This is a genomic window from Escherichia sp. E2562, from assembly GCF_005781075.1.
GTDB lineage: Bacteria > Pseudomonadota > Gammaproteobacteria > Enterobacterales > Enterobacteriaceae > Escherichia.
On record NZ_VATM01000010.1, the window covers coordinates 180,837 to 191,172 of the forward strand.

At 50.3% G+C, this 10,336-nt stretch carries 9 protein-coding genes; 7 read left to right on the top strand and 2 right to left on the bottom strand.

The window, feature by feature from the left end:
* The first annotated feature begins 188 nt into the window (after positions 1-188).
* The 7 genes from kup (at position 189) to rbsR (ending at position 8,094) form a co-directional block, all read left to right on the top strand.
* On the top strand, positions 189-2,057 hold the full coding sequence (kup, locus tag FEK43_RS16000) for a low affinity potassium transporter Kup (protein ID WP_130206838.1): 1,869 nt from the start codon (positions 189-191) through the stop codon (positions 2,055-2,057).
* 168 nt (positions 2,058-2,225) lie between these two features.
* Positions 2,226-2,645 carry a D-ribose pyranase gene (gene rbsD / locus FEK43_RS16005; protein WP_130206840.1) on the top strand — a complete coding sequence of 140 codons (420 nt, stop codon included), beginning with the start codon at positions 2,226-2,228 and terminating at the stop codon, positions 2,643-2,645.
* A 7-nt stretch (positions 2,646-2,652) separates the two neighbouring features.
* Positions 2,653-4,158 carry a ribose ABC transporter ATP-binding protein RbsA gene (gene rbsA, locus FEK43_RS16010; RefSeq protein ID WP_130206842.1) on the top strand — a complete coding sequence of 502 codons (1,506 nt, stop codon included), beginning with the start codon at positions 2,653-2,655 and terminating at the stop codon, positions 4,156-4,158.
* Positions 4,159-4,162: 4 nt separating this feature from the next.
* Entirely contained in the window at positions 4,163-5,128 is a 966-nt protein-coding gene (gene rbsC / locus FEK43_RS16015) for a ribose ABC transporter permease (protein WP_000211858.1), read from the top strand.
* Positions 5,129-5,152: 24 nt separating this feature from the next.
* Positions 5,153-6,043 (top strand): ribose ABC transporter substrate-binding protein RbsB, encoded by an 891-nt coding sequence (gene rbsB / locus FEK43_RS16020; protein WP_001056273.1) that lies wholly within the window; start codon positions 5,153-5,155, stop codon positions 6,041-6,043.
* Between the two features lie 125 nt (positions 6,044-6,168).
* Positions 6,169-7,098: a ribokinase gene (rbsK, locus tag FEK43_RS16025; protein WP_135408576.1), complete on the top strand. Its 930-nt coding sequence runs from the start codon at positions 6,169-6,171 to the stop codon at positions 7,096-7,098.
* A 3-nt stretch (positions 7,099-7,101) separates the two neighbouring features.
* The gene (gene rbsR, locus FEK43_RS16030) at positions 7,102-8,094 is read left to right on the top strand and encodes a ribose operon transcriptional repressor RbsR (RefSeq protein ID WP_130261125.1); all 993 of its coding nucleotides are present in this window, start codon (positions 7,102-7,104) and stop codon (positions 8,092-8,094) included.
* Here rbsR and mdtD read toward each other — a convergent pair.
* Positions 8,060-9,487 (bottom strand): multidrug transporter subunit MdtD, encoded by a 1,428-nt coding sequence (gene mdtD, locus FEK43_RS16035; protein ID WP_135408378.1) that lies wholly within the window; start codon positions 9,485-9,487, stop codon positions 8,060-8,062. The genes rbsR and mdtD overlap by 35 nt on opposite strands.
* A 22-nt stretch (positions 9,488-9,509) precedes the next feature.
* Positions 9,510-10,202 carry a FadR/GntR family transcriptional regulator gene (locus tag FEK43_RS16040; protein WP_130222537.1) on the bottom strand — a complete coding sequence of 231 codons (693 nt, stop codon included), beginning with the start codon at positions 10,200-10,202 and terminating at the stop codon, positions 9,510-9,512.
* Positions 10,203-10,336: the final 134 nt, after the last annotated feature.

Consider the following 10,336-nt stretch of genomic DNA (forward strand, 5'->3'; position numbering starts at 1 on the left):
TAAATTGCGAGTATAGACGTTTCTTGCTGGTGGCAAAAATAGTCTCAAAGAAGGGATATTTTTCTTTGAGCCAGGTTAATGTGGCCGCATTTAGGAGTACGATTTTGCCGTTAATCGTGCATACTGAGCGCTTTTTTGTGGGCCAAGGGACTACGCACACATTTCATATTTCAACGAAAGACTAGTCTATGAGCACTGATAATAAGCAATCGTTGCCCGCGATAACCCTCGCGGCGATTGGAGTTGTCTACGGCGATATTGGTACCAGCCCGTTATATACACTTCGTGAATGTTTGTCCGGCCAGTTTGGTTTTGGCGTTGAACGCGATGCCGTGTTTGGCTTTTTATCGCTGATCTTCTGGCTGCTAATCTTTGTGGTTTCCATCAAATACCTTACCTTCGTGATGCGCGCGGATAACGCCGGAGAAGGGGGAATTCTGACGTTGATGTCGCTTGCCGGGCGTAATACGTCGGCGCGAACGACCTCAATGTTAGTGATTATGGGGCTAATCGGTGGCAGCTTTTTCTATGGTGAAGTCGTCATAACACCTGCTATTTCGGTGATGTCTGCCATTGAAGGTCTGGAAATCGTCGCCCCGCAACTGGATACCTGGATAGTTCCCCTCTCAATCATCGTTCTTACTTTACTGTTTATGATTCAAAAACATGGCACGGCTATGGTCGGTAAGCTGTTTGCGCCGATCATGCTGACCTGGTTTTTGATTCTGGCAGGGCTGGGGTTACGTAGCATTATTGCTAACCCGGAAGTGCTGCATGCGCTGAATCCGATGTGGGCGGTGCATTTCTTCCTTGAATACAAAACGGTTTCTTTTATTGCATTAGGGGCGGTGGTGCTGTCGATTACCGGAGTCGAGGCGCTGTATGCCGATATGGGGCATTTTGGTAAGTTCCCGATTCGCCTGGCGTGGTTCACTGTCGTCTTGCCTTCCTTAACCCTTAACTACTTCGGCCAGGGAGCGCTGTTGTTAAAGAACCCGGAAGCGATTAAGAACCCGTTCTTCCTGTTAGCACCTGATTGGGCGCTAATCCCGCTGCTGATTATCGCTGCACTGGCAACGGTGATTGCCTCGCAGGCAGTTATCTCTGGCGTTTTCTCATTGACGCGTCAGGCGGTACGTCTGGGATATCTTTCGCCGATGCGTATCATTCACACCTCCGAAAGGGAGTCAGGGCAAATCTATATTCCGTTTGTGAACTGGATGCTCTATGTCGCGGTCGTGATTGTGATTGTCAGCTTTGAGCACTCCAGTAACCTGGCGGCGGCGTATGGGATTGCGGTGACCGGAACGATGGTACTGACGTCTATTCTTTCGACTACCGTGGCGCGTCAGAACTGGCACTGGAATAAGTATTTTGTTGCGCTGATCCTGATAGCCTTCCTTTGTGTCGATATTCCATTGTTCACCGCTAACCTCGATAAACTGCTCTCCGGCGGCTGGTTGCCATTGAGCCTCGGTACGGTGATGTTTATCGTGATGACCACCTGGAAGAGCGAGCGTTTCCGCCTGCTGCGACGGATGCATGAACATGGTAATTCTCTGGAAGCGATGATTGCTTCGCTGGAGAAATCACCGCCCGTTCGCGTTCCCGGAACCGCGGTGTACATGTCGCGTGCAATCAACGTCATTCCCTTTGCGCTGATGCATAACCTTAAACATAACAAGGTATTGCATGAGCGGGTGATTCTGTTAACTCTGCGTACCGAAGACGCGCCATATGTCCATAACGTCCGTCGGGTACAGATTGAACAACTGTCGCCCACTTTCTGGCGCGTGGTGGCAAGTTACGGCTGGCGGGAAACGCCAAACGTGGAAGAAGTCTTCCACCGCTGTGGCCTGGAAGGCTTAAGTTGCCGGATGATGGAAACCTCCTTCTTTATGTCCCATGAGTCGTTGATCCTCGGCAAACGCCCGTGGTACTTACGTTTGCGTGGCAAACTGTACTTGCTGTTGCAGCGTAATGCACTGCGTGCACCAGATCAGTTTGAAATCCCACCAAACAGGGTTATTGAACTAGGTACTCAGGTCGAAATCTAACGCCAGACGCCTCCTTTCTCCATAAAGGAGGCGTTTTTGTTTTTCATGCTTAATCACGATGTAAAACGTTTCGATGTTGATCACATTTCAGTAACGTTGCGATGGTTTTCTCTGTTCAGTCAGGATTAAACTGCTGGTCAGCGAAACGTTTCGCTGATGGAGAAAAAAATGAAAAAAGGCACCGTTCTTAATTCTGATATTTCGTCGGTGATCTCCCGTCTGGGGCATACCGATACGCTGGTGGTGTGTGATGCTGGTTTACCCATCCCAAAAAGTACAACGCGTATCGATGTGGCATTAACCCAGGGCGTACCTTCTTTTATGCAGGTACTGGGAGTTGTTACGAGTGAAATGCAGGTTGAGGCAGCCATTATCGCGGAAGAGATCAAACAACATAATCCGCAACTCCACGAAACGTTGCTCACTCACCTTGAGCAGCTGCAACAACACCAGGGAAACACCATTGAAATTCGTTACACCACGCATGAACAATTCAAACAACTAACCGCAGAAAGTCAGGCGGTAATTCGCAGCGGAGAATGTTCTCCGTATGCAAATATCATTCTCTGTGCTGGCGTGACGTTCTGAGGTCGTCATGGAAGCATTACTACAGCTTAAAGGCATTGATAAAGCCTTTCCGGGCGTAAAAGCCCTCTCGGGCGCCGCGTTAAATGTCTATCCGGGCCGCGTGATGGCGCTGGTAGGCGAAAACGGCGCGGGTAAATCCACCATGATGAAAGTGCTTACCGGTATCTATACTCGCGATGCCGGTACGCTTTTATGGCTGGGGAAAGAAACGACATTTACCGGGCCGAAATCTTCCCAGGAAGCCGGGATTGGGATTATCCACCAGGAGCTGAACCTGATCCCGCAGTTGACCATTGCCGAAAACATTTTCCTCGGTCGTGAGTTTGTTAATCGCTTTGGCAAAATTGACTGGAAAACCATGTATGCCGAAGCGGATAAATTGCTGGCTAAACTTAACCTGCGCTTTAAAAGCGACAAGCTGGTGGGCGATCTTTCCATCGGTGACCAGCAAATGGTTGAAATTGCCAAAGTGCTGAGCTTTGAGTCGAAAGTCATCATTATGGATGAACCGACTGATGCGCTGACTGATACCGAAACCGAATCCCTGTTCCGCGTCATCCGCGAGCTGAAATCGCAAGGCCGCGGCATTGTCTATATTTCCCACCGCATGAAAGAAATCTTCGAGATTTGCGATGACGTTACCATTTTTCGTGACGGGCAATTTATTGCCGAGCGTGAAGTGGCATCGCTGACCGAAGATTCGCTGATTGAGATGATGGTGGGCCGCAAACTGGAAGAGCAGTATCCACACCTGGACAAAGCGCCGGGAGATATCCGCCTGAAAGTCGATAATCTCTGCGGACCTGGTGTTAACAACGTCTCTTTTACCCTACGCAATGGCGAAATCCTTGGCGTCTCTGGTTTGATGGGCGCGGGGCGTACCGAATTGATGAAAGTGCTCTATGGCGCACTGCCGCGCACCAGCGGTTATGTCACGCTGGATGGGCATGAAGTTATTACTCGTTCACCGCAGGATGGTCTGGCAAACGGCATTGTGTATATCTCTGAAGACCGTAAACGCGACGGTTTAGTACTTGGCATGTCAGTAAAAGAAAATATGTCGCTGACTGCGCTGCGCTACTTCAGCCGTACTGGCGGCAGTTTGAAGCATGCCGATGAACAACAGGCAGTGAGTGATTTTATTCGCCTGTTCAATGTGAAAACGCCGTCAATGGAACAGGCAATTGGCCTGCTCTCCGGTGGCAATCAGCAAAAAGTGGCGATTGCCCGCGGTCTGATGACGCGCCCGAAAGTACTTATCCTTGATGAACCTACCCGTGGTGTAGATGTCGGCGCGAAAAAAGAGATCTATCAACTGATCAACCAGTTCAAAGCCGATGGCTTGAGCATCATTCTGGTGTCATCAGAGATGCCAGAAGTATTAGGCATGAGCGATCGCATCATCGTCATGCATGAAGGGCATCTCAGCGGGGAATTTACTCGTGAGCAAGCCACCCAGGAAGTGTTAATGGCTGCCGCTGTGGGCAAGCTTAATCGCGTGAATCAGGAGTAAAAAAATGACAACCCAGACTGTTTCTGGTCGCCGTTATTTCACGAAAGCGTGGCTGATGGAGCAGAAATCGCTTATCGCTCTGCTGGTGCTGATCGCGATTGTCTCGACGTTAAGCCCGAACTTTTTCACCATCAATAACTTATTCAATATTCTCCAGCAAACCTCGGTGAACGCCATTATGGCGGTCGGCATGACGCTGGTGATCCTGACGTCGGGCATCGACCTGTCCGTCGGTTCTCTGTTGGCGCTGACTGGCGCAGTTGCTGCGTCTATCGTCGGCATTGAAGTCAATGCGCTGGTGGCTGTCGCTGCCGCACTGGCATTAGGTGCCGCAATTGGTGCGGTAACAGGGGTGATTGTGGCGAAAGGCCGCGTCCAGGCGTTTATCGCTACCCTCGTGATGATGTTATTGCTGCGCGGCGTGACCATGGTTTATACCAACGGTAGCCCAGTGAATACCGGCTTTACTGAGAACGCCGATCTGTTTGGCTGGTTTGGTATTGGTCGTCCGCTGGGCGTACCGACGCCAGTCTGGATCATGGGGATTGTCTTCCTCGCGGCCTGGTACATGCTGCATCACACGCGTCTGGGGCGTTACATCTACGCGCTGGGCGGCAACGAAGCGGCAACGCGTCTTTCTGGTATCAACGTCAATAAAATCAAGATCATCGTCTATTCTCTTTGTGGTCTGCTGGCATCGCTGGCCGGGATCATTGAAGTGGCGCGCCTCTCCTCCGCACAACCCACGGCGGGGACTGGCTATGAGCTGGATGCTATTGCGGCGGTGGTTCTGGGCGGTACGAGTCTGGCGGGCGGAAAAGGTCGCATTGTTGGGACGTTGATCGGCGCATTAATTCTTGGCTTCCTTAATAATGGATTGAATTTGTTAGGTGTTTCCTCCTATTACCAGATGATCGTCAAAGCTGTGGTGATTTTGCTGGCGGTGCTGGTAGACAACAAAAAGCAGTAATAACGACTACAGGACATCTTGAATATGAACATGAAAAAACTGGCTACCCTGGTTTCTGCTGTTGCGCTAAGCGCCACCGTTAGTGCGAATGCAATGGCAAAAGACACCATTGCGCTGGTGGTTTCCACACTCAATAACCCGTTCTTTGTATCGCTGAAAGATGGCGCGCAGAAAGAGGCGGATAAACTCGGCTATAACCTGGTGGTGCTGGACTCCCAGAACAACCCGGCGAAAGAGCTGGCGAACGTGCAGGACTTAACCGTTCGCGGCACCAAAATTCTGCTGATTAACCCAACCGACTCCGATGCGGTGGGTAACGCCGTGAAGATGGCAAACCAGGCTAACATCCCGGTTATCACCCTTGACCGTCAGGCCACGAAAGGCGAAGTGGTGAGCCACATTGCTTCTGATAACGTACTGGGCGGCAAAATCGCCGGTGATTACATCGCGAAGAAAGCGGGCGAAGGTGCCAAAGTTATCGAGCTGCAAGGCATTGCCGGTACATCCGCAGCCCGTGAACGTGGCGAAGGTTTCCAGCAGGCTGTTGCTGCTCACAAATTTAACGTCCTTGCCAGCCAGCCGGCAGACTTCGACCGTACCAAAGGTTTGAACGTAATGCAGAACCTACTGACCGCTCATCCGGATGTGCAGGCAGTGTTCGCGCAGAATGATGAAATGGCGCTGGGCGCACTGCGTGCGCTGCAAACTGCTGGTAAATCGGATGTGATGGTCGTCGGATTTGACGGTACACCTGATGGCGAAAAAGCAGTAAATGATGGCAAACTGGCAGCGACTATCGCTCAGTTACCCGATCAGATTGGCGCGAAAGGTGTCGAAACCGCGGACAAAGTTCTGAAAGGCGAAAAAGTTCAGGCGAAATATCCGGTTGATCTGAAACTGGTTGTTAAGCAGTAGTCTTAGTCAGGTTTTATAACCTGATAGTGGCATCAATACGTCATCGACAGATGAACGTGTAATATAAAGAAAAGCAGGGCACGCGCCACCCTAACCCGGTGGCGCATTTTATGGACATCCCGAATATGCAAAACGCAGGCAGCCTCGTTGTTCTTGGCAGCATTAATGCTGACCATATCCTTAATCTTCAATCTTTTCCTACTCCAGGCGAAACCGTAACCGGTAACCACTATCAAGTCGCATTTGGCGGCAAAGGCGCGAATCAGGCGGTGGCAGCAGGGCGTAGCGGCGCGAATATCTCGTTTATAGCCTGCACGGGCGATGACAGTATTGGCGAGAGCGTACGTCAGCAGCTCGCTACTGATAACATTGATATTTCTCCGGTCAGCGTGATCAAAGGTGAATCAACAGGTGTAGCGCTGATTTTTGTTAATGGCGAAGGTGAGAATGTCATTGGTATTCATGCTGGCGCTAATGCTGCCCTTTCCCCTGTGCTGGTAGAAGCACAACGTGAGCGTATTGCGAATGCCTCAGCATTATTAATGCAGCTGGAATCACCACTCGAAAGTGTGATGGCAGCAGCGAAAATTGCCCATCAAAATAAGACTATCGTTGCGCTTAACCCGGCCCCGGCTCGCGAACTTCCTGACGAACTGTTGGCGCTGGTGGACATTATTACGCCAAACGAAACGGAAGCAGAAAAGCTCACCGGTATTCGTGTTGAAAATGATGAAGATGCGGCGAAGGCGGCGCAGGTACTGCATGAAAAAGGTATCCGTACTGTACTGATTACTTTAGGAAGTCGTGGTGTATGGGCTAGCGTGAATGGTGAAGGTCAGCTCGTTCCTGGATTCCGGGTGCAGGCTGTCGATACCATTGCTGCCGGAGATACCTTTAACGGTGCGTTAATCACGGCGTTGCTGGAAGAAAAAACATTGCCAGAGGCGATTCGTTTTGCCCATGCCGCCGCTGCGATTGCCGTAACACGTAAAGGCGCTCAACCTTCCGTACCGTGGCGTGAAGAGATCGACGCATTTTTAGACAGGCAGAGGTGACGCTTGGCTACAATGAAAGATGTTGCCCGCCTGGCGGGCGTTTCTACCTCAACAGTTTCTCACGTCATCAATAAAGATCGCTTCGTCAGTGAAGCGATTACCGCCAAAGTTGAAGCGGCGATTAAAGAACTCAATTACGCGCCATCAGCTCTGGCGCGTAGCCTCAAACTCAATCAAACACATACCATTGGCATGTTGATCACTGCCAGTACCAATCCTTTCTATTCAGAACTGGTGCGTGGTGTTGAACGCAGCTGCTTCGAGCGCGGTTATAGTCTTGTCCTTTGTAATACCGAAGGCGATGAGCAGCGAATGAATCGTAATCTGGAAACGTTGATGCAAAAGCGTGTTGATGGCCTGCTGTTACTCTGCACCGAAACGCATCAGCCTTCGCGTGAAATCATGCAACGTTATCCGACGGTGCCTACCGTGATGATGGACTGGGCGCCGTTCGATGGCGACAGCGATCTTATTCAGGATAACTCGTTGCTGGGAGGCGATTTAGCGACGCAATATCTGATCGACAAAGGTCATACTCGTATCGCCTGTATTACCGGGCCTCTGGATAAAACGCCTGCACGATTGCGGCTGGAAGGTTATCGGGCGGCGATGAAACGTGCTGGCCTCGACATTCCCGATGGCTATGAAGTGACTGGCGATTTTGAATTTAACGGCGGGTTTGACGCGATGCGACAGCTGTTATCACATCCTCTGCGTCCTCAGGCGGTCTTTACCGGAAATGACGCAATGGCAGTGGGTGTTTACCAGGCGTTGTACCAGGCTGGATTGCATGTCCCGCAGGATATCGCGGTGATTGGTTATGACGATATTGAACTGGCACGTTATATGACGCCACCGCTCACCACTATCCATCAACCGAAAGATGAATTGGGAGAGCTGGCGATTGATGTACTCATCCACCGAATGGCGCAGCCAACCTTACAGCAACAACGATTACAACTTACTCCGATTCTGATGGCGCGTGGCTCGGCTTAGATTTTTGCTGGCGTTTAATCAAATTATTACCATCAGTTGCCTTCAGGAGCATGAACATCGCTGCTGAAGCAACCGTAATCATCCCCATCGTAATAAACGTATAGTGGAATTGTTCAACAATCGTCGTACCTTCCATCCCTTCGTAAACGCGAAGAACGGCTGCGCTAACGGCTACACCTAAACTGATCGACAACTGTTGCGTGACAGCCAGAACGCTATTACCACTGCTGGCGTTGTCATCGGTCAGATCGGCAAGTGTTATGGTATTCATCGCGGTAAATTGCGTCGACATCGCCATCCCTAAAATAAACAACGGCAAAATTAGCATCCAGATCGCTATTGCCGGAGATTGCAATGAGAACTGGGCGATCATCAAACCAATAATCACCGTAATTCCCACTAACGTATGGCGATAGCCCAGACGCCGTAAAACCTGCGTAACCATCGATTTCGCAATAATGGAGCCTAACGCTATCGGTGCCATCATGCAGCCGGCAATAAACGCCTGATAACCAAATCCTACCTGTAACATCAATGGCATAAGGAACGGTACACAGCCAGTCCCCAGACGGGTTGCAATATTGCCTACGATACCGATCGAGAAAGTGCGGGTTTTAAATAAATTTAATGAAATTAATGGGTTTGGCGTTCGTCGCGCATGGAGGATATAGAGAAGCAGTAACACTATGCTGGCCACAATGACCGTCAAGGCTATCCAGGTTTCAACAATTTTCTCACCAAACAGCTCTATTCCACTTGAGAAGAGCACAAGGCTAAGACCGAACAGTAAGAAACCAGTGATATCAAATTTTCGACGTGCTGTGGTGAAGTTGGGCATATGTTTGCGAGCGTAAAGAAGGCCCGCAATACCAATGGGAATATTGATTAAAAAGATCCAGTGCCATGTCGCCCACGTGACTAACATGCCCCCAAGAACGGGCCCTAAAATCGGCCCTACCAGACCCGGCATGGCGACAAAATTCAGTACCGGGAGGAGTTCATTGCGTGGGTATGCGCGCAGTAACGCCAGGCGAGCGACCGGCATCATCATTGCGCCGCCTATCCCCTGAATAACACGGAAGACAACCAGTTGTGGCAGCGAGTTTGAGAGTGCGCAGGCCAGAGAACCCAACGTGAACAAGCTAACGGCAATGGTGAAAACGCGGCGTGTGCCGAAGCGGTCGGCCAGCCATCCGCTGACCGGAATAAGCATCGCCACCGTCAGCGTGTAACTGATGATGGCCGATTGCATAGCGAGGGGGGAGCGATTAAGACTATGAGCGATATCGGGTAGGGCTGTATTCAGGATAGTGGCATCAAGTGCCTGCATGAAGAAAGCCATCGCCGCAATCCATGGCAAACCCGCCATACTGCGCTTCTTTTTCTCGCTCATTCAATGTCCCTTTGTCTGGTTATCACTTATCCGGAGTGTGTAGTAGCGCCTGACAAGCCTTAAATGCCGCGTTGCCATCGCTTTGGATAATCGCATCGACGATCGCCTGGTGCAGATCCAGCTTTATCACGGTGTCACTGGTTATTGACGTGAAGTAAGTGTGATAAACCGAATGGAATAGCGAGGCGAAAGAGGTCAAAAACGGATTGGCGCTCATTTCATAGATGTGCTCATGCCAGGCCATATCGACCTCAACCCAACGTTCTCGGCGAAAGTTATCTTTTAATGCGACCATTTCGGCCATTAGCGTGTTGAGATGCGCCTTCTGTTCTGCTGTTCCTACCGTTGCAGCCAGTAAACAGGCTTGCGGCTCCAGACATATACGCATAACCAGAAAGTGATCAATGACCTGATGAAAGTTCTCTTCTGTCATCCACCAGGTGAGTAATTCCTGATCAAGAAAGTTCCAGTTGGATTGTGGCATGACCCGAGTACCAATTCGTGGACGCGGTAAAACCATCCCCTTTGCTGTTAACGTCTTGACCGCTTCGCGTACCGCAGTACGACTCACACCAAATTGCTCACCCAGTTCAATTTCACCCGGCAAAATGGTGCCAGGTGCGTATTCACCTTTTAAGATTCGTTGTGCCAGCTTCTCAGCCAGAACATATGAAAGGTTTTTCTGTGCAGCTAACTGTTGTGCGCTTAAAGGCATTACTTATCTTCCTTTTTCTTTTTATTCCTCTTTAGTATGCCACCTGGAAGTGTGATTGCGGTTGCAAAAACGGCAAATTGCTTGTTTTATGGCACGCTCACAGGTGTTTTGCTGAAAAAACGCGCATTCGGAAA